Origin of the sequence: Methylobacterium sp. BTF04, from assembly GCF_010692745.1 — a bacterium.
Classification (GTDB): Bacteria; Pseudomonadota; Alphaproteobacteria; order Rhizobiales; family Beijerinckiaceae; genus Methylobacterium.
Genome location: NZ_JAAHTB010000007.1, coordinates 118917 through 142323 on the forward strand (window position 1 = coordinate 118917; position 23407 = coordinate 142323).

Annotated in this window: 25 protein-coding genes; 13 read left to right on the top strand and 12 right to left on the bottom strand. The window is 68.9% G+C overall.

All coding sequences use genetic code 11. The annotated features are described in order from the left end of the window. Positions 1–82: 82 nt before the first annotated feature. On the bottom strand, positions 83–934 hold the full coding sequence (locus tag G3T14_RS06710) for a hypothetical protein (RefSeq protein ID WP_246732998.1): 852 nt from the start codon (positions 932–934) through the stop codon (positions 83–85). Positions 935–1190: 256 nt separating this feature from the next. Next, positions 1191–2090, bottom strand: coding sequence for a hypothetical protein (locus G3T14_RS06715; RefSeq protein ID WP_163641275.1), 900 nt, complete (start codon positions 2088–2090; stop codon positions 1191–1193). Between the two features lie 135 nt (positions 2091–2225). On the opposite strand from G3T14_RS06715, the gene G3T14_RS06720 reads away from it, so the two are divergent. The 4 genes from G3T14_RS06720 to G3T14_RS06735 all read left to right on the top strand — a co-directional run bounded on the left by G3T14_RS06720 (position 2226) and on the right by G3T14_RS06735 (position 5578). Continuing rightward, the gene (locus G3T14_RS06720; protein WP_163641277.1) at positions 2226–3668 is read left to right on the top strand and encodes an ATP-binding protein; all 1443 of its coding nucleotides are present in this window, start codon (positions 2226–2228) and stop codon (positions 3666–3668) included. Next, positions 3665–4327 (top strand): response regulator transcription factor, encoded by a 663-nt coding sequence (locus tag G3T14_RS06725; protein ID WP_163641279.1) that lies wholly within the window; start codon positions 3665–3667, stop codon positions 4325–4327. The genes G3T14_RS06720 and G3T14_RS06725 overlap by 4 nt, the downstream gene beginning before the upstream one ends. A 298-nt stretch (positions 4328–4625) precedes the next feature. Next, on the top strand, positions 4626–4817 hold the full coding sequence (locus G3T14_RS06730; RefSeq protein ID WP_163641281.1) for a hypothetical protein: 192 nt from the start codon (positions 4626–4628) through the stop codon (positions 4815–4817). A 23-nt stretch (positions 4818–4840) separates the two neighbouring features. After that, positions 4841–5578: a cache domain-containing protein gene (locus G3T14_RS06735; protein WP_163641283.1), complete on the top strand. Its 738-nt coding sequence runs from the start codon at positions 4841–4843 to the stop codon at positions 5576–5578. Positions 5579–5602: 24 nt separating this feature from the next. Here G3T14_RS06735 and G3T14_RS06740 read toward each other — a convergent pair whose 3' ends face one another. The 4 genes from G3T14_RS06740 to tsaD form a co-directional block, all read right to left on the bottom strand. Beyond that, positions 5603–6016 (bottom strand): EVE domain-containing protein, encoded by a 414-nt coding sequence (locus G3T14_RS06740; RefSeq protein WP_163641364.1) that lies wholly within the window; start codon positions 6014–6016, stop codon positions 5603–5605. Positions 6017–6105: 89 nt separating this feature from the next. Then, positions 6106–6564: a hypothetical protein gene (locus G3T14_RS06745; protein WP_163641285.1), complete on the bottom strand. Its 459-nt coding sequence runs from the start codon at positions 6562–6564 to the stop codon at positions 6106–6108. Then, complete coding sequence (locus G3T14_RS06750) at positions 6561–7553, bottom strand: NAD(P)H-dependent glycerol-3-phosphate dehydrogenase (protein WP_163641287.1); 993 nt, start codon at positions 7551–7553, stop codon at positions 6561–6563. Before G3T14_RS06750 ends, G3T14_RS06745 begins: the two co-directional genes overlap by 4 nt. A gap of 28 nt (positions 7554–7581) precedes the next feature. After that, on the bottom strand, positions 7582–8625 hold the full coding sequence (gene tsaD / locus G3T14_RS06755) for a tRNA (adenosine(37)-N6)-threonylcarbamoyltransferase complex transferase subunit TsaD (RefSeq protein ID WP_163641289.1): 1044 nt from the start codon (positions 8623–8625) through the stop codon (positions 7582–7584). Between the two features lie 233 nt (positions 8626–8858). On the opposite strand from tsaD, the gene G3T14_RS06760 reads away from it, so the two are divergent. The 5 genes from G3T14_RS06760 to G3T14_RS06775 all read left to right on the top strand — a co-directional run bounded on the left by G3T14_RS06760 (position 8859) and on the right by G3T14_RS06775 (position 14703). Next, the gene (locus G3T14_RS06760; RefSeq protein ID WP_163641291.1) at positions 8859–9590 is read left to right on the top strand and encodes a uroporphyrinogen-III synthase; all 732 of its coding nucleotides are present in this window, start codon (positions 8859–8861) and stop codon (positions 9588–9590) included. Between the two features lie 142 nt (positions 9591–9732). After that, entirely contained in the window at positions 9733–11808 is a 2076-nt protein-coding gene (locus G3T14_RS06765) for a translation initiation factor 2 (protein ID WP_348645221.1), read from the top strand. Next, positions 11805–11930 (top strand): hypothetical protein, encoded by a 126-nt coding sequence (locus G3T14_RS25380; protein WP_281409793.1) that lies wholly within the window; start codon positions 11805–11807, stop codon positions 11928–11930. The genes G3T14_RS06765 and G3T14_RS25380 overlap by 4 nt, the downstream gene beginning before the upstream one ends. Before the next feature lie 4 nt (positions 11931–11934). Further along, positions 11935–13452: a heme biosynthesis HemY N-terminal domain-containing protein gene (locus G3T14_RS06770; protein ID WP_163641293.1), complete on the top strand. Its 1518-nt coding sequence runs from the start codon at positions 11935–11937 to the stop codon at positions 13450–13452. A 123-nt stretch (positions 13453–13575) separates the two neighbouring features. Beyond that, positions 13576–14703, top strand: a complete 1128-nt coding sequence (locus tag G3T14_RS06775; protein ID WP_163641295.1) for a DUF2336 domain-containing protein — start codon at positions 13576–13578, stop codon at positions 14701–14703. Positions 14704–14730: 27 nt separating this feature from the next. Here G3T14_RS06775 and G3T14_RS06780 read toward each other — a convergent pair whose 3' ends face one another. From G3T14_RS06780 to G3T14_RS06795, 4 genes are all read right to left on the bottom strand, one after another. Further along, a complete protein-coding gene (locus G3T14_RS06780) occupies positions 14731–15072 on the bottom strand; it encodes a DUF1491 family protein (protein ID WP_163641297.1) in 342 nt (113 codons plus the stop codon). A gap of 49 nt (positions 15073–15121) precedes the next feature. Beyond that, positions 15122–15826 (bottom strand): peptidoglycan-binding domain-containing protein, encoded by a 705-nt coding sequence (locus G3T14_RS06785; protein WP_163641299.1) that lies wholly within the window; start codon positions 15824–15826, stop codon positions 15122–15124. Positions 15827–15944: 118 nt separating this feature from the next. Continuing rightward, on the bottom strand, positions 15945–17873 hold the full coding sequence (locus G3T14_RS06790; protein WP_163641301.1) for an ATP-binding protein: 1929 nt from the start codon (positions 17871–17873) through the stop codon (positions 15945–15947). 174 nt (positions 17874–18047) lie between these two features. After that, positions 18048–18206, bottom strand: coding sequence for a hypothetical protein (locus tag G3T14_RS06795; RefSeq protein WP_163641303.1), 159 nt, complete (start codon positions 18204–18206; stop codon positions 18048–18050). Here G3T14_RS06795 and G3T14_RS06800 point away from each other — a divergent pair. The 3 genes from G3T14_RS06800 to G3T14_RS25385 all read left to right on the top strand — a co-directional run bounded on the left by G3T14_RS06800 (position 18205) and on the right by G3T14_RS25385 (position 19751). After that, complete coding sequence (locus G3T14_RS06800) at positions 18205–18504, top strand: hypothetical protein (RefSeq protein ID WP_163641305.1); 300 nt, start codon at positions 18205–18207, stop codon at positions 18502–18504. The two genes, G3T14_RS06795 and G3T14_RS06800, sit on opposite strands and share 2 nt — an antisense overlap. A 72-nt stretch (positions 18505–18576) precedes the next feature. Then, entirely contained in the window at positions 18577–19623 is a 1047-nt protein-coding gene (gene cydB, locus G3T14_RS06805; RefSeq protein WP_163641307.1) for a cytochrome d ubiquinol oxidase subunit II, read from the top strand. Beyond that, positions 19620–19751, top strand: a complete 132-nt coding sequence (locus tag G3T14_RS25385) for a hypothetical protein (RefSeq protein WP_281409795.1) — start codon at positions 19620–19622, stop codon at positions 19749–19751. The genes cydB and G3T14_RS25385 overlap by 4 nt, the downstream gene beginning before the upstream one ends. A 625-nt stretch (positions 19752–20376) precedes the next feature. On the opposite strand, the gene dgcA is transcribed toward G3T14_RS25385, so the two are convergent. Together dgcA and dgcN are read right to left on the bottom strand one after the other, a co-directional pair. Next, positions 20377–21363 carry an N-acetyl-D-Glu racemase DgcA gene (gene dgcA / locus G3T14_RS06810; RefSeq protein WP_163641308.1) on the bottom strand — a complete coding sequence of 329 codons (987 nt, stop codon included), beginning with the start codon at positions 21361–21363 and terminating at the stop codon, positions 20377–20379. Next, positions 21360–22391, bottom strand: coding sequence for an N-acetyltransferase DgcN (gene dgcN / locus G3T14_RS06815; protein WP_163641309.1), 1032 nt, complete (start codon positions 22389–22391; stop codon positions 21360–21362). Before dgcN ends, dgcA begins: the two co-directional genes overlap by 4 nt. Before the next feature lie 256 nt (positions 22392–22647). On the opposite strand from dgcN, the gene maiA reads away from it, so the two are divergent. After that, complete coding sequence (gene maiA, locus G3T14_RS06820; RefSeq protein WP_163641310.1) at positions 22648–23292, top strand: maleylacetoacetate isomerase; 645 nt, start codon at positions 22648–22650, stop codon at positions 23290–23292. Positions 23293–23407: the final 115 nt, after the last annotated feature.

Here is a 23407-nt window from a genome sequence, read left to right on the forward strand (position 1 = left end):
CCCTCAGAGGGGCCTGTCGCGACGTCCCTATTGGGCCGATCAGCAGGAAGCCGTCTCGAAGGATGTGCGGGCGCGCTTGCCGTCAGAACTTGTCGGGCCAGCTCTTCACTGCGTCGCCGAGCGCCTGGACACCTTCGACGAACTTGCGGCCGGCCGGTGCCAGCGACGGCACTTTCATGCCGAAGACTTCCGTCTCTTCCGCTTCGGGCTCAGCGCTCGGCTGAGCACTCGGCGCGGCAGTGGCGACGTGCGTCGGTGGGGATACCTTTGCGCGGACGATGGCCGGAGCGGGCTTCTTGCGCGGGCTCGGGGTCTCGGCTGACGCCGGCTCTGGCGGCAGAGCGGCAAAACTCGTCGTGGTCGAGATCCGCGCGCGCTTGGTCTCACCGGACGACGGGACGACCAGAGCGGCCGTGCGTGCTGCGGGGATGAGCGGAGCAATCCGCGCAGGCGGCACCAGCGCGGCATTTTCGAGTGGTAGCACGCGCGCAGTTTTCGCCGGCAGGTCCGGCTTGGGCGCCTCTAGCGTGACAGGCCCAGTGCCGGGGCGATCGGGGACGATCGCCGCCAAGGTCGTGATCGGCGAGGCGGGACTGACTCCAGCCTGCAACGTAACGGGCTCGGATGGCGGCGGCGGTCGCGATGTGGTGACGATCGGTGCCAGGGCCGGAACCCCGTCGCGCAAATCAGGCATATCGACGGCCATCGGGCCGATCTTGATCCTTGCGGCCTGATTCTTGATCACCTGAGGACCCGCAAGCCCGGACAGCATGGCGTAACACCCGGCCGAGAGACCGACGAGGCCGACGCAGCCGAGCAGTGCCAGAGCGATCGGACGGCCCACCGCGCGGCGCGGAGCAGGCGCTTTGGCGGGACGTGCCGGAGCGCGCATTTCGGAAGGATCGATGGCGAGGGGCATCATCGGATGAGACATCTCGAACGCTTCGGAACGATACGATTGACCGTGTTGGGTCGATCACGAAGCATCGTTGGCGAAGACGGTCTTCAGCCTGTCGCAACCGATGCGCCGTGGTACCGAAAGAGGACTGTCAATGGGGCACGAAGATGTCTTCGTGCCTTGCGCCACTGAGGGAAGAAGCGGGCTACCGGCATATCTGAATACGGCTCACAGGTTTAACGTGTCGTATTCGGTCACGCTTCACGCCGTCCCACGCCGGAGCAAGGCCGATCTATCGTGGCTCGCCGGCCAGGGCTGCGGATTGCGCGCGCGCGATGCGGGCCAGTGCCCGCGTGCGGCGGTTGGCGTGAGACGGCGCGAGCGGCGCACCCATCAGGAGACTGTGTTTCAGGGCGACATGTTCGGGATCGCCCCAGCGTGCATAGAGGGCCTGGAAGGCTGCGTACCGCTCCGACTGGAACGGCATCGGGCGGCCTCCGCCGTCGCGGCAGGGATGGGGTGGCTGGAGGTAGGCGCAGGGTACGAGCCCGTGCGGAATCGGCGCCGTAGCCACATGGGTCCGGCGCGCGGCGAGGATCTGTGGAACCACGAACCCGCGCGGGGCGCCTGCTCGAATCGGAGCACGGCGCGCGAAAACCTCGATGCGACCGAGTGGGGTCACCACGACGAAATCCAGCGCACCGACCGCGAGGAGTTCCGCGACCGGGCTCGAGGGCGCATGCGCCGGGTGGCCGCAAACCCTGCGCAGTGACGCCAGATCGGCCGGATTTTCGGTGCGCAGATGAATATCGGCCTGCGGCAGTGCCAATCCGAGATCGAATAGGATCGCACCGGCATCCCGCGCCCGCAGCGCACCGTGATCCGGCCCGATCTCTGTGACGGTGAGCGGCCGGATGGCACTGCAGCGATCGTCGGGCAGGCAGAGCGCCACGGCATGACTCCATCCGCCCGGCAAAGCCGTCTCATAGGCGATGGGGACGATCGGGGCCCGGGGATCGAATGCGAGACCGCCGCGCGGGGTCACCAGGCCGAACCGCCCGCCGACGACGTGTTCGGTCGGTTCGTCGGCATCACGACGGAACTCCGCGAGGGCACCGAAGCCGCCGAGGGTCCAGACCGTCGCTGTATCGGCAAGCGCGGTGGCGAGGAGCGCGCGGACGTCGTCATTCATAAGGGCGACCCGATCCAGAGCACCCTGTCTCCGCGATCCCCTCGGGTATTTCAACGCCCTGCAACTTCGCTACAAGCAGGCCGGGTGGCCGCCAGAGTGCCGCTTTCAGTTCCTCAGCGGCGATCCTTGACAGAGATGACGCAGACCACAGGCCTTCTTGCGCTGGACGCCACTGCCCCATCGCGATGGGCGGGCTGGCCCACGCGCCGACGGATGATCGCCCTCGTCATCGCCATCGACGTGCTGGCAGCCCTGGTGTCCTGCGCGGTGATCGTGCTCAACGCACGCTCGGCCGTTGAGGTGGAGATGCGGGCCGCGCTCGCCAATGTCGAATTGCTGGTCTCAGACACCATCGACCTCGCGCAATCGGCTTCTCCCAGCAGTCTGCTGCAGACTCTCGACTTGCGGGTCCAGGGCCTACGCCACGTCAGGGTCGCGGTGCTGGATGCGGCGGACGCGCCCGTTGCCACGGCGCCGGCGCGCCGGCGGGGAGAGCACCATGCGGCGCCGGCATGGTTCGCCGCACTGATCGCCCCCGCGCCCCGGCAGCACGCCCTGCCGATCGTGGCTCAAGGCCGCCACATCGGCACCGCGCGCATCACCACCCAGCCCCTCGACGAGATCGACGAGGTCTGGGGCTACACCGTCTCGCTCTCGCTCGCGAGCCTGTGCGTCAGCCTCGGGCTGCTCGGTGCCCTGTATGTCGCTTTCGGCCGGGTTCTCGCCCCCCTCACCCAAGTCGCCGAGGGTCTGACCCACTTGGAGCGCCACGACTACACCGTCCGCATCACGCCACCGGCCTCGCGTGAACTCGCCGTCATCGCCACGCGGTTCAACAGCGTGGCGCAGGCCCTGGCGGAGGCGCGCGCCGCCAACGGTCGGCTCAACCGCCAGCTTCTCACCGCTCAGGACGACGAACGCCGCCGCACCGCCCTCGAACTGCACGACGAGTTCGGCCCCTGCCTGTTCGCCCTGGAAGCGAACGCCGCCTCGGTCACCCGCATGGCGGATGCGGACGCCCCCCTGGACCGGGACCGGCTACGGCAGCGCGCGCAGGACATCGGCAGCATCGTCGGGCAGGTCCAGACGCTGAACCGCGACCTCCTCAACCGGCTGCGCCCGCACGCACTCGGACAGGTACCGTTGGCCGATTGTCTTCGGCTGCTGCAGCGTGATTTTGGCCGGCGTCACCCCGGCACGATTTTCACGGGCGATTTCGACGGGCTCGGGCGTGGCTACGGCGATGTGGTCGACCTCACCGTGTTCCGTTGCATCCAGGAGAGCATGACCAACGCGGTGCGCCACGGGGCCGCGCCGCACGTGGCGGTGCGGGCGTCCGAAGAGGCCGATCCGACGGCGCACGGCGGCACGATCCTGCAGATCGCCGTGCAGGACGACGGCATCGGTGTGGCGCCCGGACACGGCGTCGGACTCGGTTTGTCGGGGATGCGCGAGCGCGTCGAGGCCCTGAGCGGCACTTTCGTGCTTGACAACAGCGTCCCTGGGACGGTTGTCCGGATCATGATCCCGCTCGACCACGAGCGGCCCGAGGATTCGAGCGCGATCCCCCAGGCATGAACGCGATAGCCACGACCACGACCCGGGCCCCTGCCCTCGTCATCGACGATCATCCGATCGTTCTCCAGGGCTGCCGCCGGGTGCTGGAGGATGCCGGTATCGAGCGGATCGCGGAGGCCACCAGCGTCGTGGCTGGCTACCGCGCCTTCCTGCGCCTGCGACCTTCGATGGTGATCTGCGATCTCACCTTCCAGGGCAGCGGGCTCGCCGGCCTGCATCTGATCCGGCGGATGCGCGGCGTGGATGCCAATGTCCGCATCCTCGTCTTCAGCATGCACAACGATCCGGTGATCGTCTCGCGCGCGCTGGAGGCCGGCGCGCTCGGCTATGTGCTCAAGGACCATGCCTCGGGCGAGTTGTTCGAGGCGTTCGAGCGGGTGCGGGCCGGGCAGGTCTATCTCGACCGGCGCCTGGCGACCGAAGTGGCGATGCTGCGCACCGATCCGCGCCGGACCCCGGAGGCCCAGCTCACCCCGCGCGAACAGCAGATCCTGTCGCGATTGGCGCAGGGCAAATCCTACGGGGCCATCGCAAGCGATCTGTCGGTGAGCTACAAGACGGTGACGAACGCCTGCTCGCAGATGCGCCAGAAGCTCGGCGTGCGCACTTTGGCCGAGTTGATCCACGTGGCGGTGACACAGGCGCAACGTCAGGGCTGAGCACAAGCTTCGGCGGCAATGCAAGCGACCGCCCGTCAATAACCGGAGCGTCCCCGGCGACAAGCCGATCAACGGGATTGCGGAAAATCAATAATCACGCGATCGCGCGTCAATCTGAATTGACACATCTGTCGGACGCCATAATATCCACGCGGTCCTTACCTCCATCGCTTCAATAAGTGCGGCGATCGACGTTCGGACATTGGTCTCCGTTGGCGGCCCTGCGAGGCGTTTCATGGTGGCGGGCGTTCTTCTCGTACCGATTGCTGAGGCAGCGGCGTTCACTGCCGGATGCGCGATGCTCCAGGCACAGGCCATTCACGCTGAGCGGATCGGCGTTGCCCTGATCGTCGCCATCGGAATCCTCCTATTGGTCTTCGCCGTCCTCGCCACCCCCGCGACCCTCATCGAGGCAGCACCCTTCGACGACGCGGCTACGTGGATGGGTGCGCCCTCACTGCTCCCGGCGCCCCCCGCGAATCACGGTTGACCCTTACGCATCGGAGGCTTCCCATGAGCGGCACCCCGCGTCTCGTCGTCTTGATCGCTCTGACGGCTTTGAGTTTTCTGGCGATTGCGGGCGCCTTGCCCGGCCGCGCGCTCGCCTGCGGCTTCGTCGAGGCACCCTCCGATTGTGACGAGGGCTCCGAGGGCGGAGGCGCGCGCTGGATGCTCAAGCGCGTCGCCGCTGCCGTGGCCGCCGACGAACCGAAGGCACTCCAGGATTTTACGAGGGGTGAGGCCGGGTTCCGCACGGCCGACAACTATGTCTTCTGCGTCGGCCCGACCGGCACGATGACCGCTCATCCCAACCCGATCCTGCGCGACCACGACGTGCGGGACCTGCATGACGAGACGGGCCACTACTTCATCGCCGACATGCTGCGGACGGCCAAACCCGGTGAGGTGTCGGAAATCCACTACCTGTTTCCGCGCCTCGGCAGCACCAAAGCGGTGCCCAAGACGACGTTCTACACCCGCGCCGGAGATCAGGTGTGCGCGGTGGGGAGCTATGACGGCGATGCGTCGGCGCATGACCAGACGGTCGAGACGAGTGCGGTTCAGTTGCGGGACCGCCTCGACAAGACCTTGCCGGTCGCGCTTCGTCCCACCTGGAACGCCTATCTCGAGGCCGTGGCACACGAGGCGGCCGAGCGGGACGCGACGATGGATCGCTTACGGGACAGCGTGCGCCGGACGCAAGCGCTCCTCGCGGGCACGTCGACCGGCGCAGCCTCGCCGGCTCCTTGAGAGCCGGGATTTACGGCGTTCACCTCAGAGGCCGCCCATCTCACGCACGATCGCCCATTCTGCGGCGCTCACCGGCTGCACCGAGAGCCGTGAATTGTTGGCCAGAACCATGTCCTTCAGGCGCGGCTCGGCCTTGATCGCCTCCAGGGTCACGGGCCGCCCGAGCGGCGCAACGGCACGCAGGTCGACCATGCCGAAGCGCCCGGTCTCGTCCGAATCGTCCGGGTAGTAGGGCCTGATCACCTCGACGATTCCGACAACCGCCTTGCCCTCGTTGGAATGGTAGAAGAAGCCGCGTTCGCCCACCTCCATGGTCTGGAGATGCTTCTTGGCGACGTGGTTGCGGACTCCGTTCCAATGGGTCCCGGTCGGTCCGGCTTCCACCTGCTGGTCCCAGGACCAGGTCGAGGGCTCGGACTTGTAGAGCCAGTAGGCCATGCGCTTCTCCATCGAAGCGGCGTCCTTACCACCGGTCCAGCCTGCCCGTCAGGCTCTGGCGCAGTCACCTTTGGCGAATTCGCTGACGCTCAGCGCAGCGCATCGGCCCAGTAGCGCAGGCTGTCCTCGTTGACCGGCGCGCCGGCGGCTCGGTTGCGGGCCGCGACGAAGGCGTGGAACTCGGTTGCCGTCCCAGTGCCGATGAGGTCGCGCACGGCCGAGAGAATGCGGGTGATCCGCAGATGGTTGTGGTCGTGCGCGCGCAACCAGCCCTCGGTCTCGGCATAGAATCGCGTCATCCGACCGAGCGCGGCGCGCAGGCCGGACAAGGCGGCGGGGTCGGAGCGGATCGCCTCGGCCTCGATGCCGGTGAGCACGGGCGTCCCCGGAACGGCCGCGCTCAGGGAATGGAGCGGGAAGCACCATTGGACGAAGTCGTGAATTCCCTCGATCTGCGCGTCGTCGAAGGCGAGGATCTGACGCAAGGTTCGGCCGGCGCCATCGTGTCCGGTGCCGGCGAGGAAGGCATGGAGCCGACCAGCGCTCACTCGGCCTCACCCTTCAGCGGCCGGGCCAGCAGAGCTGCCACCACCGCGTCGACACTGGCCTCGCCGGCGATGATGGCGGCCACGGCCTGCGCCACCGGCATCTCGACATTGCGAGCCCGGGCGAGGTCCACCAGGGCGGCGGCCGTGAAGGCACCCTCGGCGAGCTTGCCGCCGGACGCGTCCTGAGGCGAAGCCCCGGCGCCGAGCCGCTGGCCGAAGGCGAAATTGCGCGATTGCGGCGAGGAGGCGGTCAGCACGAGGTCGCCGAGGCCCGACAGACCCATCAGCGTCTCGGGCCGGCCGCCATAGGCGCGGGCGAACCGCATCAGTTCGGCGAAGGCACGGGCGATCAGAGCGGCGCGCGCGCTGTCACCGAGGCCGCGCCCGGCGACGATGCCGGAGGCGATGGCCAGAACGTTCTTGCCGGCGCCCCCGATCTCGACGCCGCGAACATCGTCGGTGTGATAGACCCGCAGGGTCGGCCCGGAGAGGGCGGCGGCGAGTCTGGCTGCGAGCGCCGCATCGGCTGCCGCGAGGGTCACGGCGGTGGGCAGACCGCGGGCGACGTCCACCGCGAAGCTCGGCCCCGACAGGATTGCCACCGGCGCCTCGGTGCCGCGAACCTCGGCGGCCACGGCGCTCATGAAGGCGTCGCTGCCGCGCTCGATCCCCTTGGCGCAGAGCACGATGGCGGCATCGCGAGCGATGACGTCACCAAGATCGGCCAGTACCCCGCGCAGGGTCTGGGCGGGCGTGACCATGAGGACGATACCGGCAGTCTCGAGAGCCTGCGCCCGGGCGGTCGCCCGGATCCGCGGGTGAAGCGGCACGCCGGGCAGGTAGCGCGCGTTCTCGCGGGCGCCTTCGAGGCATGCGGCGGCCTCGGCGTCGCGCAGCCAGAGGGTGACGTCGTGCCCGGCCGCGGCGGCCGCGTTGGCGAGCGCCGTCCCCCAGGCGCCACCGCCGACCACCGCGATCTGCGTGCTCATGCCGAACCTCCTCGCTGGCCCGACGGCGTCACGCGACGGCCGCCGGCTCCGCGAACGGCCAGCGGGCCCGGGCCGGAGCGGTGAGGTCGTCGACGAGGCCGAGGCGCAGGCGTTCGACGCCCGCCCAGGCGATCATGGCGCCGTTGTCGCCGCACAAGGCGAGTGGGGGGGCGACGAAGGCGAGGCCCGCCTCGCCGGCCTGGGTGGTGAGCGCGCGCCGGATGGCGCCATTGGCCGCCACGCCGCCGGCGGCGACCAGGGCGGTGGGATGGCCGGCGACGGCCGCGAAACCACGCATGGCCACACGCAGCCGATCGACCACCACGTCGACCACCGCCGCCTGGAAACTGGCGCACAGGTCGGCGACATCGGCGGACGAGAGCGGCGCCAGTTTCTCGGCCTCGATTCGGAGGGCGGTCTTGAGGCCCGACAGCGAGAAATTCGCCTCGCGCCGGCCGAGCATCGGCCGCGGCAACGCAAAACGCTCGGGATCACCGGTCTCGGCCACGCGCTCGACCTCGGGACCGCCGGGATAGCCGAGCCCCAACAGCTTGGCGACCTTGTCGAAGGCCTCGCCGATGGCGTCGTCGATGGTGGTGCCGAGACGAACGTAGTCGCCGACGCCCTTCACCGCCACGAGCTGGGTGTGGCCGCCGGAGGCCAGCAGCAGCAGGTAGGGGAAGGCGATCCCGTCGGTGAGACGGGCGGTGAGGGCATGCGCCTCGAGATGGTTGACGGCGATCAGGGGCTTGCGCGCCACCAGCGACAGGGTCTTGGCGGTCACGAGGCCGATGAGGACACCGCCGATGAGGCCGGGGCCTGCCGCCACCGCGATCCCGTCGACCTGCGCGAGGCGGAGGCCGGCACTGTCCAGCGCGCGGGCGATGAGCCGGTCGAGCACCTCGACATGGGCGCGCGCCGCGATCTCGGGCACGACGCCGCCATAGGCCGCATGCTCGGCGATCTGGCTCAGCACCTCGTTGGACAGGATACGCCCGCGCCCGTTCTCGCCGGGTGCGACGATGGCGGTGGCGGTCTCGTCACAGGTGGTTTCGATGCCGAGGACGTTCATGCGGAAAGGACGGTCATGCGGGGTGGGTCATCCGGCGGGCGAGCGCGTGCGATAGGTAGGGCTTCGTCGTATTCGAGTTCGGCGGACAGGACACCGTATCCGGCACGATGCACGAGCGTCTAAGAGTCGACGCGAGTGCCCGAAACCGAAAGGCCCGATTCCGTCTCCGAGGCTTCGGCTCCAGACTCACCCTAACCGGCCCGGCGGCATCAGGGCAAACGGGAGCGACGACGATGCGGATCTGGGTCGCGCGGCCCGAACCGGGAGCGACACGCACGGGCGAACGATTGGCGGCACTCGGCCATGTTCCTTTGGTCGCACCGGTGCTCACCGTCTCGGCAACCGGAGCCGCACTGCCGAGCGAGCCGTTCGGCGGCCTGCTCCTCACCAGTGCCGCCGCCGTGGCAGCGCTTGGTGTCACGGATCGCCTGCAGCTCGGCACCGTTCCGGTCTTCGCGGTCGGCACCCGTACGGCGGACCTGGCACGGAAGGCCGGGTTCGCCGATGTTCGCGACGCCGACGGAGACGCCGCGGCTCTAGCGGCCCTGGTACGCACGGCACTGCCGCCGGGCGCGCGGCTCCTTCATATGGCGGGAGCGGACCGCAAGACCGAGCCGGCGGCCTCGCTCCACGCGGCGGGGCACCACGTCGTGACCGTCGTGGCCTACGCCGCCGCGGCGATCCCGGTTCTACCCGCGGCGGTGGCCCGTGCCCTCGACGGCGCCGGGGAACCGCGCCTCCAGGCGGTGCTGCACTACTCACGCCGCAGCGCGGCGACAGCCCACGATCTCGCCGCTGCGGCCGGGCGAAGCGGAGCCTTCCGCGTGCTCAAGCATTACTGCTTGTCGGCGGATGTGGCCGTGCCCCTGGTCGCTGCCGGGATCGCGGTGCATTTTGTGCCCGATCGCCCTACGGAGGATGCTCTCCTCACGGGGTTGTCGGCGGACGATCCGGCCGGAACCTGACAAGGGTCTCGCTCCGGCGGCGGACGTGGTGCTAGGACGAATATCGCGAAGAAGCTGCCCCGCCGACATCGCACTGCCCAGGCGCCATCCGCGCCGGACGGTCCGGCCGAAGGCGGCAGCAGACGGAAGGGAGCGACGAGCCGTGACAGCCAGCAGCGACACCAATCGCCCGGGGACTCCGAGCGGCCCGCGCATACCGGATTCCACAAAAGCGGATACGCCCGTATCGACACCAAAGACGGCCGTCACCGGCACACCCGATCCCGTCAGGGATCCGGTCAAGGTCGAGCCTGCAAAGCCGGACGCTTCGAAGGTCGAACCCTCAAAGGTCGAGGCTGCCAAGCCTGAGATCGGAAAACCCGAGACCGGCAAGCCCGACGCGCCGAAGCCGGACGCTTTCAAGCCGGAGCCGATCAAGGGGGACATTCCCAAGGCAGAGCCGCTCAAGGCTGAGCCCGCCAAGGGCGAAGCGCCGAAACCGAGCGGCTTCTCCGGTGGCCCGCAACCCACGCCGCGCGCCAACCAGTCGGTCACAGAGGGCCCGATCATCGATCTCAAGGCCAAGCGCCTGCCCGATCCGGTTTCGGCGTCGAAGCCGTCGGCGACCGGTGCGGGCCTGACGCCCGGCGTTTCGATCAAGACGCCGGACGGCAAGCCAGCGGAATCCAAGCCATCCGACGTGAAGGGTACGGACGGTAAGCCAGCCGATACCAAGCCGGCCGATACGAAGGCCGGTGAAGCCCGCACGGTCCCCGGCGCGATCGATCCGGGCAAGGCGTCGGGCACCACCGCTCCGCGCATCGGACCGACCCCCGTCGCAGCGGTGCCGCCTGCCGCGCGCGGACCGGGATTCGGCTCGCTGGCAACCGCCGGGCTGCTCGGCGGTGTGATCGGCGCCGGCCTGCTTTTCGGCGTTCAGCGCGCCGGCATCCTGCCGCCCCAAGACGATGCGCGCCTGACCGCGCTCGACCAGCGGATCGCCGCTCTGGCGCCGCGTGATGCGCTCAGCGGCCTCGATAAGCGGGTCTCGGCCAACGAGGCGGCCCTAAAGGCCGTGCCCGAAGCCGTGGCGACCGCGAAGGAGGCGTTGCAGAAGGCCAGCGCCGCTCCTGCGCCAGCACCGGCCGACGGGTCCGCTGCTCCGTCGACCTCCGCTCCCACGATCCCGGCCGATCTTGTGGCCCGGCTCGACAGCCTCGATCAGCGGGTTTCGGCATTGCAGGAAGAACCCGGCCAGCAGGGTGGCGAGGCCCGGATGGCGATCGCCCCTGCGGGCGGCGACGCGGCCCAGGTCTCGGCCCTGGCCGTTCGCCTGAAGACGCTGGAAGGCAAACTCGATTCGGCACCGAAGGCCGAGCCCGATCTCGCGCCCAAGCTCGCGGCCCTTCAGAGCGACGTCGATGCGCGCGTCAAGGCCAATGCCCAGGCGGCAGAGGCCGTTGGTCAGAAGCTCACCACGGTCCAGCAATCCCTCGAAGCGCAGGTCAAGGCAGCCACCGAAGCGGTACAGACGGCGACGAATGCCAGTCAGCAGGCCGTCGACGCCAACAAGACCCAGGCCGCCGAGGCTGCCAAGACCGTGGAGCGCCAACTCAAGGCGCAGTCCGACAAGATTGCCGGCCTCGACAAGGCCGTGTCCGAGCGGGCTGAGACCAGCACGGTCCAGGCGGCCCTCCGGGTCGTCTCGGCCGATCGCATCGTCACGGCGTTGGCCAACGGCGCCCCCTACGCCGACGCCCTGGCGAGCCTGCGCGGCCTCGAACCGGGAGATCCGGCGCGCCTGACCGCGGTGGCAGTGTTCGCCGACAAGGGCGCGCCGACGGGGCGGAGCCTCGCTGCCGAGTTCAGGCCGATCGCCGAAAAGATCGCGGCGGCGCGGCGGGCAGCCCAGACCCGCTCCGTCGCCGAGAATGGCGATCTCAGCCAAAAGCTCATGAGCATGGCCGAATCGATCGTGCAGGTTCGCAAGGTCGATGCGCCGGCCGCGAGCGCGACGGCCTCCGCTGCCACCGACCCGCTGCCGGCGATCCAGGCGTCCCTCGAGAGTGGTGACATTCAGGGCGCGGCTCAGGCATTCGCCGGTCTTCCGGAGGATGTTCGTGCTCAGACGGGCGAGTTCGGCACCAAACTGAAGTCGCGTGCCGCTGCCGGCGTCGCAGCACAAGGGCTCCTGGCCGACGCCTTCAAGGCAATCCCCGCTTCGGGCCCGTCCCGGTGAAACTCCGGCTGCGCGACCAGCCCGCGCGCGGCTGCTTCGTCATCGTGCGGGAGCGGCAATCGCTCTCGTCCCTCGATATCGGTGTCGCCGCTACGGCCGACGCCACCCCCAGGAGTTTCTGATCTCATGTGGCGCGCCCTCGCCTTCCTGGCCCTTCTCGCCCTCGCCGCCTACGGGGCGACCTGGGTCGCCGATCATCCCGGCACCGTCACCATCGTCTGGAGCGGCTACGAGGTCGCCACCAGCCTCGCCATCGCGCTGATCGGCGTTCTCATCGCCGCCATCGTCGTCGGTTTCATCTGGGCCATCGTGCGGGGGATCATTACCCTGCCGGAAGCGCTGGTGCGCGGCTCGCGCGATCGGCGCCGGGCCAAGGGCTTCTCGGCCCTGTCGCGCGGCATGGTGGCGGTGGGCTCGGGCGATCCGCTCGCGGCCCGTCGCCACGCCAACGATGCCGAGCGCCTGCTCGGTGCCGAACCCCTCGCCCTGTTGCTGAAGGCGCAGGCCGCACAGATTTCCGGCGACCGCGAGGCCGCCGAGCAGGCCTTCCAACGCATGGTCGACGATCCCGAAACGCGGGTTCTCGGCCTGCGTGGTCTTTTCGTCGAGGCGAGGCGCCGGGAGGACGACGTCTCGGCCCGTGCCTACGCGGCAGAGGCGGCACGACTCGCCCCCAGCGTCACCTGGGCCAACGAAGCCGTGCTGGAGGCGCAATGCGCCGACGGCGATTGGGGCGGCGCCACCGAGACGGTGGAGCGGCGTGCTTCGCTCGGGCTCATCGAGAAGGGTCTCGCCCGTCGCCAGCGTGCGGTCCTCCTCACTGCCGCCGCCCAATCGCGCGAGGCCGGTGAACCCGAGGCTGCAACGGAACGTGTCCTGCGCGCGGTCAAGCTCGCCCCCGACCTCGTCCCGGCCGCATCCCTCGCCGGGCGTCTCCTCGCCCGCCGCGGCCATCTGCGCCAGGCCGCCAAGATCATCGAGACGGCATGGCGCGCCGGACCGCATCCCGATCTCGCCAAGACCTATCTGAACCTGCGACTCGGAGATTCCGTGCGCGACCGCCTGGCACGGGCCGACACGCTCGCGCGGATTTCGTCGTGGCATCCCGAGGCACGCCTCGCGATGGCGCAGGCCGCATCCGAGGCCCGGGAATTCGACAAGGCGCGAGAGGCGCTGGCTCCGTTGCTCACCGATCGTCCCACCGTCCGTGCCTGCCTCGCGATGGCGCATCTGGAAGAGGCCGAGCACGGTGCCGGCACCGGACGCGCCCGCGAGTGGCTCGCCCGCGCCGCTCACGCCCCGCGCGACCCGTTATGGATCGCCGATGGCGTCGCCACCGAACGCTGGGCTCCGGTCTCGCCCGTGACCGGCCGACTCGATGCCTTCGTCTGGAAAACTCCGATGGAGGTTCTGGCAGGCCACGACGAGCGGACGGATGACGGCAAGGGTTCGCCGGTAGAGTCCAAGCCGGAGCCGATGCCGAGCGCCGTGATCGCGCCGCCGATGCCTCCGAAATCGCCGACCGTCGTCAAGTCGGCGACGCCCGGTCCCCTGGCAGCCGGGACCGGTACGACGGTGGTCTTCCCGGACCCGAAGGCGGCGGAGAGCGCGAAGGCGGATCCGAAGCCGCAATTGGTGGGATAGGCTTCGACGGGATCGGGCCTGGAATGGCGCAGGAAGGGACGATCACGCGCGATCGTCCTTAAAGGTCGGTTCACGCAATCTGGCTAAACCTTCGGGAAGCGAGTTCTGCGTAACCGAAGTGCCATGTCCCCATCTGTCGACGATGTGCCGGACCTCTCCGGCCTCATCGAGTTGTCGCGCCTCGACAATCTCGATCTCAAGCCGGTGATCCTGCGGGTTCAGACGGATCTCTTTCTTTCGGCGTCGGTGCGGGACCGGAAGACGATCGCGGCCTTCGAGTCCCTGGCCGGCGGCCTCATCCCCATCGTCGACGACGAGACCGCCGAGATCGTCGCGCGCAAACTCGCTCCTTTCGCAGACACGCCGCCGGGTATCCTCGCGATCCTCGCGTCACGCGGCGGCACGACCCGAGACATCGTCGTCGGCGCGGCCCCGACACTCACCCCTGCGGTGATCGATGCGGCGCTGGCGGACGGTACCGACATCGCGACGGCCATTGCCGGGCGCCACGACCTCACCCGCAGCGTCATTGCCGAGATGATCGCGCGCGACGATCCGGCCATCGACCAAGCGCTTGCGGACAACTGGCATATCGCGCTGCAGGGCGAGAACCTGGCACGCCTCGTCGGTCGTGGCCGCCGGTCGCCCGATCTGGCGCGCGCCATCCTGGCCCGCGTCGACCTCTCTCCCGCCGATGCGGCACCGCTGTTCCTGTTCGCCGATCCGGCCCGCCGCGAGGCGATCGGGCAGGCGATGATCGCAACGGCGGCCCTGAGGCCCTGCCCGCCGCCACCGCGCGAGGCCGGGGCCGTGCTCACCGGCTTCTCGGGCCGCGGCGACATCGCCGGATTCGTGGCCTCGCTCGCCGAGATGCTGTCGCTGCCCAAGGGCTTTCTCGCCGCCACCCCGGACCCGTCGCTGCGCTACGAGCTGTTGACCCTGGCCCTCCGCACCGCCGGCCTGCACGAGGAGGAGGCGGTCTATGTGTTCCTCACCCTCAACGAGACCGTGGCGCGCTCGGTCGACCGGGTGTTCGATCTGGTGAAGCTGTTTCGGACGATCCCGCGCGCCGCCGCGCGCGATCTTCTCGCCGCGATCCTCGACGTCACCCTGCCGGAGCGCATGGGCGCGGCGAACGCGCATCAGCCCTACAATGCCCCCGACGCAGTCCGACCGCGCACGTCGCCGGCGGCCACAGAACGCCCGCCCCTGCGCACCACCCTGCCTGGTCGCCAGCGCCTGACCTCCTGAGACGCGGCGCGCGGGTTGACCCCCGCCTTATTCCGCCAGTTCGAGAGCGTGCCGGCCGGCCCGATCGTCGATCTCGATGATCCAGAGATCGTCGTCGAAGCGGATTTCCTTGCCGATCCGGACCTCAACATCTCCGGGAACCGCCCCGACGAGCAGGGCGACGAACCGGCGGTCGCTGTCGGTATCCATATCGACGAGGGATTGCGGCGCAGGCCCGTAGAAATCGGCGGTGCCGTCGAGACGGTCGACCTTCACGAAGATCGCGCCTGCCTCGGCCGCGCCGCGACGACGCTGCACGGCGGCGATCCCCTCGATACCGAGGCGGCGCAGATGGGCCGAGACCCAGAAATCCGAACGCAGGCGTGCCATCGGCCCGCCCTACAGCAAACCGATCCCGGTGTCCGCATGGGCTCTGAAACTAGCCCGGCGGGAATCCGGCGCGGGACGCGAGTTCGCGCAAAGTCCGCCCGGTGGGCTCGCCCTTCACCGGCAGCTTGCGGTCGTGCTCGAACTTCTCGATGGCGGCGCGGGTGCCGGCGCCGAGGACTCCGTCGGCCTTGAGCGGGCCGTAGCCGAGCTTGACCAGGGCGCGCTGGGCCTGGGCCACGGATTTGTCGGTCTTCGGCGTGACCGACGCGGTGGTCTCGCCGGCCTTGATGATCTCGCCGATGGTGTCGCGGCTGGTCGCGCGCGGCGCCGGCTCGGCTTTGGGGTCGTCGCTCCGCATCGGCTTGGCCACCTCGGCCTTCACGTCCGTCCTGGCGGGCTCGGGCTTCGCAACGATTTCCGCCACGGGCTTCACGGGCGCCGCCTTGGGCGCGGCGGCGGGGCGGGCGGCGACCTTGGGGAAGATCGGGGCCGGGTGCCGGCCCATCTGGTAGCCGAGGGCATTCATCGAAACGACGATGACCGCGCCCATAGCGAGCAGCGATCCGAACACGGCGCCGGGACGGCGCAGGGCGAGGCGGGCGGTTCCGACGGCCATCGCGCACAGATTCGCGAACCAGCCCTCCGGTGCGGGCGGCCCGCCGATCGGCCCACGCCGCGATCCCTGGCGCGGATCGCGGCTCTTGGCCGGGACGACGATCTCACGTTGATCGCGCCGTGCCTGCGTCTCGCGCATGGTGGCTCCTGTGGCTCAGCACCCCGCCCCGTGCCGCGCCTGGGCGGCGCACCGGGGGGAGGTGGTGTGGTTGACGCGCGCAGGGCGGTGACGCCGCACGCACGAGGAAGGCGTCGCCTCAGCCGGCACGGCGCAGGGGTACGTAGCTTTCGCGCACCGTCTCCGAGGCGGTGTCGAACAGCCCGATCGGGCGTCGCGATGCCACGGCGCCGTACGAAGCCGCCGACGCCACGAGGCTGTCCCCGGTGATCGGCGCCCGGATGGCGGTGCGGATCGGCGCCGCGGCGACGATTCCGGACGAAGGCGGGCAGTCGCGCGGCAAGGTGACGGTGATGGTGGTCCCCTGCCCTTCGGCGCTCTCGATCCGGATCCCGCCGCCATGGAGGCCGACGAGGCCCTGGACCACGGAGAGGCCGAGGCCGGTGCCCTCATGGGTGCGCTGGTAGCCACTCCCAGCCTGGAAGAACGGGTCGCCGAGACGCGGCAGGTCGGTCTCGGCGATGCCGATTCCGGTATCGGCCACGACGATGTCGAGCTGGGTCCCCGACCACCGCAACGCCACCTCGACCCGACCACCCGCCGGTGTGAACTTCACCGCGTTGGAGACGAGATTGATCAGCATCTGGCGGCAGGCCCGCAGATCGGCGTTGATCGGGATGACGGTCGCGTCGGCGGTGCGGACGAGCACGATCCCGGCCTGGTCGGCCTTGAGCTGCATCAGGTCGCAGCAGGTCCGCACCAGGGCGGTCATGTCGAAGGTCTCGGGCGCATAGTCGAAATGGCCGCTCTGGATGCGGGACATATCGAGCAACGTGTTGACCACCTCCAGGAGGTGCCGCCCCGAATTGCCGATGATGCCGGCATATTCGCGGGTGCGCTCGGGCTCGAGGTTCAGGGCGCCCTCGCCCGCCAGGACATCGGAAAAGCCGATGATCGCGTTGAGCGGCGTGCGCAGTTCGTGGCTGACCATGCCGAGGAAACGGCTCTTCACGTCGTTGGCGCGCTCGGCCTCGGCGCGGGCGTGCTCCAGCTCCTCGGCGTGCCGGCGGTGCTCGGTGACGTCACGGGTCACCGCGACCACGCTGGACCCGACCACACCGGACTTCGGACCTACGATGCGGTGCGCCCGCATCTCGGCGACGATCACCCGCGGCGCACCCTCATCGCGGATCGCGGCCGCATCGAGATGGAGGCGGAACTGGACGGTGGCCGGCACGCCACCGGCGGCGACGTCGCTGATGGTCTGCAAAAACGCTGGACGATCGCCGACATGAACCCGATCGAGGAGGCCGTGGCCGCGCAGGCGGGTCGGGTCGGCACCGACGAACTTGGCGGCGGAGGCGCTCGCTTCGAGGACGCGGCCATTGTGGTCGTGCCAGGTGACGAGGTCGTCGATGGCCGACAGGAGCATGCGGTCGCGCAACTCGTTATCCCGGACCCTGGCGAGCCAGCGGCCCTCGTGGCGCAGGTGCTCGATGGCCTGGGCCGCCACGTGGCCGATGGCAGTAATCGCGAAGACCGGCATCGCCAGCGCCCGCGACCATTCGAGGAACGGACTACCGACGGTCAGCGGCGGAAGGACGGCGACCGCGAGGGCGCCCAGCATGGCGACGATGGAGGCGGCCAACGTGGCGCGGCGGGAGCCGGAGACCACCGCCTCGAGGGGGATCGCCACCAGCCAGATCGCGGCGGCGGAATTGGCGCCGCCCGTCATCACCGCGAGGCAGACCACGAGTCCGGTGAGGCCCGCCGACGATATGGCATGGGCGACCCACAGGATACCGGTGCGCGACAGCAGCACGGCGGCGAAGACCGGCAGCATCAGGCTGGCGATCGCCAGGGCCTCGATGCCGGTGGGCACCCCGCGCAGGACGAGATAGGGCGGCAGGCCGAGCATCATCACGAGCCCGGTGGCGAGGCGCGAGACGAGGAAACGCTCATGCCTGAAGCGCACGGCAGCGTCGTCGATCACCGACTCGTGCACGAGACCCGCCAAGCGGGTATCGAATAGGGAAGCCAGTGCACCGTAAATACGCAATACTGACACGCACAGCGCGGACTCAGCCAGACTGGCCACCCGACGCCCCTTGGCTCGACTTGAACTCGACTGACCGGAGCCTCGCAGAGGCGACTTAAGCGAGTCTTGCGCGGACCCCTCCCGTTCTGTCGGGATGCTTTCCGGAGAGTAACCGGCCTTCGCGAAACGACGCGTCCTTTCGGATCAGATGCCGCGATCGCGCAGGCGAATGCGGCTCTGCCGAGTCTCGTTCACCATGCCGGCAAGTTCACCCCTCCCCGTCAGACGGGTTTTACCGTTGAGGCGGATGGTGTGCCTCCGAACGGCCGGGTCTCCACCGGCGAGACATTCAGGTCGGGCCATGTTCTTCATCCTTCGCGCCGGCCTCGTGATCGGTGCGCTGTCCTACCTCGCCATCAACCGGGACAGTCCCGGGCCGCCCGGTTCGCTGCTGGCAAGCGTGGTGATTCCGCGTCCGGAGGCGGCCCTCCCGAGCCTCGCTGCCGCCTGGGACACCCTGCCGGCGGCGACGCGCGAGCGCCTCATGCGGGACGGAGCCGCCGAAATCGGCCGCCGCGTCGCCGGTGCTCTCGTAACTTCACGCGACACTCTGGCGGAAGCCGATCGACAGCCGGTCTGGCGCGGGACCGACAACCGCTGACGCCGCGTCGACCCGATGGCGCTGGGGCGGTCGCCCCGCTACGGTAGCGTGCGCGGCGAAGGGAGGTCCGGAATGTTCGGCTTCGGCATGGAATATGAGGGCGCCGCGTTTTGGCTGCCAGTGGTCTGGGCCGCACTTCTGGCCCTTGCGGTGGCGATGTACGTCGTGATCGACGGGTTCGACCTCGGGGTCGGCATCCTGTTCACCTCGGCCCGCAAGGGCAATTGGCGCGACCGGATGATGCTCTCGGTGGCACCGATCTGGGACGGCAACGAAACCTGGCTGGTGCTCGGCGGCGGCGGCCTGTTCGCGGTGTTCAGCGTCGCCTACGCGATCCTGTTGCCGGCGCTCTACCTGCCGGTGATCCTGATGCTGATCGCGCTGATCTTCCGCGGCGTCGCCTTCGAGTTCCGGTTCAAGGCCGACCGCTCGCAATTCCTGTGGGACAACGCGTTCCACTACGGGTCGCTGGTGGCGACCTTCGCGCAGGGGCTGGTGCTCGGCGCCTTCGTCCAGGGCTTCAAGATCGAAGGTCGCGGCTTCACCGGCGGCACCATGGACTGGCTGACCCCGTTCAGCCTGATGACGGGCATCGGCCTCGTCTGCGGCTACGGTCTCCTCGGCGCCACATGGTGCGTGATGAAGAATTCCGGCGAACTCGAAATCTGGGCGAGGCGCAAGAGCCTGCAATTCCTCGTCGGCACCATCCTGTCGATGGCGATCGTCAGCGTCTGGGTGCCGTTCCTCGGCCTCGATATCCAGTGGCGCTGGGTCTCATGGCCGAACATCGCTTATGTGGCGCCGGTGCCCGTGGTGACGGCTCTGGTGTCCTGGGGGATCTACCACAGCATCGCCAGCGGCCGGCACGTCGCCCCGTTCCTTCTCACCATCGCGTTGTTTCTGCTCGGTTTTCTCGGGCTGGCGATCAGCCTTTTCCCCTACATCGTGCCGCCGCGCATGACGATCTGGCAGGCGGCCAACGCGGTCAGCGCCCTGCAATTCGCCCTGGTCGGCTACGCCGTCGTCATGCCGCTGACCCTCGCCTACACCGCCTATGCCTACTGGGTGTTCCGGGGGAAGGTGGCGGAAGACACCGATGCCGGGGGCTACGGCCATTGAGCACGCCGACCGGCAAGAGTTCGATTCGTAAGAGCCGGCGGCTCCTGTGGTTCGTGGCGTTCTACGCGGCGAGCCTGATCGTCTTCACGGCGCTGGTCTATACCCTGCGCGCCGTCGTGAAGGGGTGAGGCGACGGCTTCGGAAGCAGGGAGCGTTCGAATCAAACGCGCGTCAAAGCCGGTCTCTCCAATTCCGGGACATTTGGCGAGAGCGGAAGAAAGCCGTCGACACAGCACGGTGACAGGGCGGCATGCATCTTCGGCATCCCCAATCCGTGCTGAGCGGGCGAACCACGACTGATAATATCGAAATAAGAGTGGAAGTTAGTCTCACCTAGATTTATATTTTGATGATTGGTCAAATCCAAATCGACGGTACGCACATGCAAAAAGGGTGTAGGACTGATCCCCTGGAAACCATACATCCTGGCAGGCCATGTCGCATTTTTCGTCATGGTCGTGATGGTTCCACATACCCTGGTCGGGCCATTCATGAGTTTCAAATTCGGCGAAGAATGGCGAGCCGCCATTCCAAACTTCAGTCCACTAAACAGTCTCGATTCTTCTGTATTCCGGCTGACGCTTTTTGGATATCTGCTGTGTATCGGACTATCGCTGGCCGCCTGGACGATCGAGCATTATCGAGCCCGCCGTTTCGTACTCGAGAGAGCTAAGAAAAGCTGCAATTTATCGATTTCCTAGAGCCTGATTGGGTCTGGGCTGCCTCGCGTGTGGGTGTCGGATGGCGCCCCCCTCAGCCCCAAAGGTCGGCCGTCGGCGGGTGGATCAGGCTGCCCTCGAACACCAGGGCCGGATCGCGATCGCGGGCGAGCAGCAAGGGTCCGTCGAGATCGACGTAATCGGCATGGTGGGCGAGCAGCATCGCCGGCGCCATGGCGAGGGACGTGCCGACCATGCAGCCGATCATCACCAAAAAGCCGCGCGCCCGCGCCTCGTGGGCGAGCATCACCGCCTCGGTGAGACCGCCGGCCTTGTCGAGCTTGATGTTGATGGCATCGTAGCGTGCGGCCAGCGCATCGAGACCGGCGCGGTCGTGCAGGCTCTCGTCGGCGCAGATCGGGATCGGCCGCGCCATCGTGGCGAGGAGGTCGTCCTCGCCGGCCGGCAGCGGTTGCTCGATGAGCCCGACACCGGCGGCGATGCAGGCGGCGAGATTGGCCTCGATGGTGTCGGCGCGCCAAGCCTCGTTGGCATCGACGATGAGGCGCGAATCCGGCGCGCCTCGGCGCACGGCGGCGATCCGCTCGGGATCGCCCTCCCCGCCGAGCTTCACCTTGAGCAGCGGCCGGGTCGCGGCGCCTCGGGCCGCCGCCTCCATGCTCTCGGGCGTGCCGAGGCTGAGGGTGTAGGCGGTGGTGGCGACCTGTGGCGCGGTAAGCCCGGCGATCTCCCAGGCCGGCCGGCCCGCCTGCTTGGCTTCGAGGTCGAACAGCGCGCAATCGAGGGCGTTGCGGGCGGCGCCGGGTTTCATGCGGGTCAGGAGATCGGCCCGCGTGGCGCCGGCCGCGATAGCCTCGGCCTGATCGCGGATGAGGTCGCGGACGCTGTCGACGGTCTCGCCGTAGCGGGCATAGGGCACGCATTCCCCACGCCCGACATGACCGGCCTCGTCGGTCACGGTGGCGAGCACCACCACGGCTTCGGTGCGGCTCCCCCGCGCGATGGTGAAGGCGCCGGCGATGGGAAAACGCTCGATGATCGCGGTGAGGTGGCGGCTCATGCGGCCGAGGCCCCAGCGACCGGCGGAAATTCGGCGACGAGGCGATCGACGATGGACTCGACGCCGAACCGCACCGGATCGGTGGCCGGCAGGTCATGCTCACGCGCGAGATCGGCCAGCAGCGCGCGGGCGGCCCCCTCCTCCAGATCCTGCGTGTTCACGGCGATGCCGACGGGGCGGATGTCGGGGTTGGTGAGCCGGCCGAGGTTTACCGTGAGGTCGATCACCTCCTGAATCGTCGGCAGCTTATGCGCGACACCGCGCATGGTGGTGCGGGTCGGCTCATGGCAGACGATGAAGGCATCCGCCTGCGCCCCATGCAGCAGCCCGAGGCTGACACCGGCGAAGGAGGGATGGAACAGGGAGCCCTGGCCCTCCAGAAGGTCCCAATGGTCCGGGTCGGCGGCGGGCGCGATCCACTCGACGGCACCGGAGATGAAATCCGCCACCACCGCGTCGATGGCGACCCCGCGGCCGGAGATGAACACGCCGGTCTGGCCGGTGGCGCGGAAATCCGCATCGAGGCCGCGGGTCCGCATGCCGCGCTCCAGGGCCAGCACCGTATACTTCTTGCCCACCGAACAATCGGTGCCGACGCTGAGCAGCCGCCGGCCGGGGCGCTTCGTGCCCTTGCCGGTGGCGAAGGTCTCGGAGGTATGGCGCACGTCGTGGAGCTGCCGGCCGTTGGCCTCCGCCGCCCGGGCGATCTCCGGCACCGCACCGAGGCGGGCATGCAAGCCGCTGGCGATGTCGAGCCCGGCATTGAGCGCGGCCACGACCTCGGCGACCCAATGCTCGGGCAGGATGCCACCGGCATTGGCCACACCGATGACCATCGTGCGGCAGCCCTTCTCGACCGCCTCCGCGAGGGTGAGATCGGGAATGCCGAGATCGGCGGCGCAACCGGGGAGGCGCAACTGGCCGACGCACCATTCGGGGCGCCAATCCTTGATGCCGTAGGCGGTCTTGGCCGCGAGCCGGTCGGGCACATCGCCGAGGAACATCAGGTAGGGTGTTTCGATCTGCATCTTCACATCACCCGTCTGCTGAGTCGCCGCCCTGTCATCGCCGTCTATGCGATGATCTCGACACTGCCAAATGCAGGATCGCGACCAGAGCGGCCGGCGCGGATTTCTGCCACGCGAAAACGCGTCGCGCATGCCGAACCGGCTCTCCCCGTTCCAAGGGGGCTTGCGGCCAGCCGCGATGTCGGGTGTGGTCCGTCGAAAATGCGGACCGAGGCCGCTCGAACGGGTATTACGGATGCAACGGGAGACGACGCGCATGAGGATGTACGGCAACTGGCGCTCGGCGGCGGCATTCCGGGTACGGATCGCCCTCAACCTCAAGGGTATCGCCTGCGACGAGACCTTCATCGACCTCGATGCGGGCGACCAGTTCAAGCCTGAATTCCTGGCGATCAACCCGCAGGGCGCGGTACCGGCCTTCTTCGACGGCGAAGGGCCGCCGATCACCCAATCCCTCGCGATCCTCGACTATCTCGAGGACGTGCATCCGGCCGTCCCGCTGCTGCCGAGCGATCCGCGGGACCGCGCGCGGGCGCGCTCGCTCGCCCAGGTGGTGGCCTGTGATACCCATCCGCTCTACGTGCCGCGGGTGCGCAACTACCTGATGGCGACCTACGACATCCCCAAGGACCGGATGATGGGCTTCGTGCGCCACTGGTTCGAGACCGGCCTGAAGACCCTGGAGACACGCCTGACCCAGGAGGCCGGTACCGGCCGCTACGCCCAGGGCGACGCCATCAGCCATGCCGATCTCTGCCTCGTCAGCCTGTGGGTCGGCACCGGCATCTTCGGCGTCGAGACCGCGCCCTACCCGACGGTTCGGCGCATCGCCGAGGATTGCCTCGCGCAGGAGGCGTTCGCCAAGGCCCATCCGCTGAAGCAGCCGGGCGCGCCGGCCTGACGATCGCGACGCGACGGTCGAGACTTGCCGATAATCCACGGATAGAGTTGCCGCATCGGCCGCTTACGAGCGGCCGATGCGGCTGGACAGAACGACGACTTTGAGGACGAGGGAC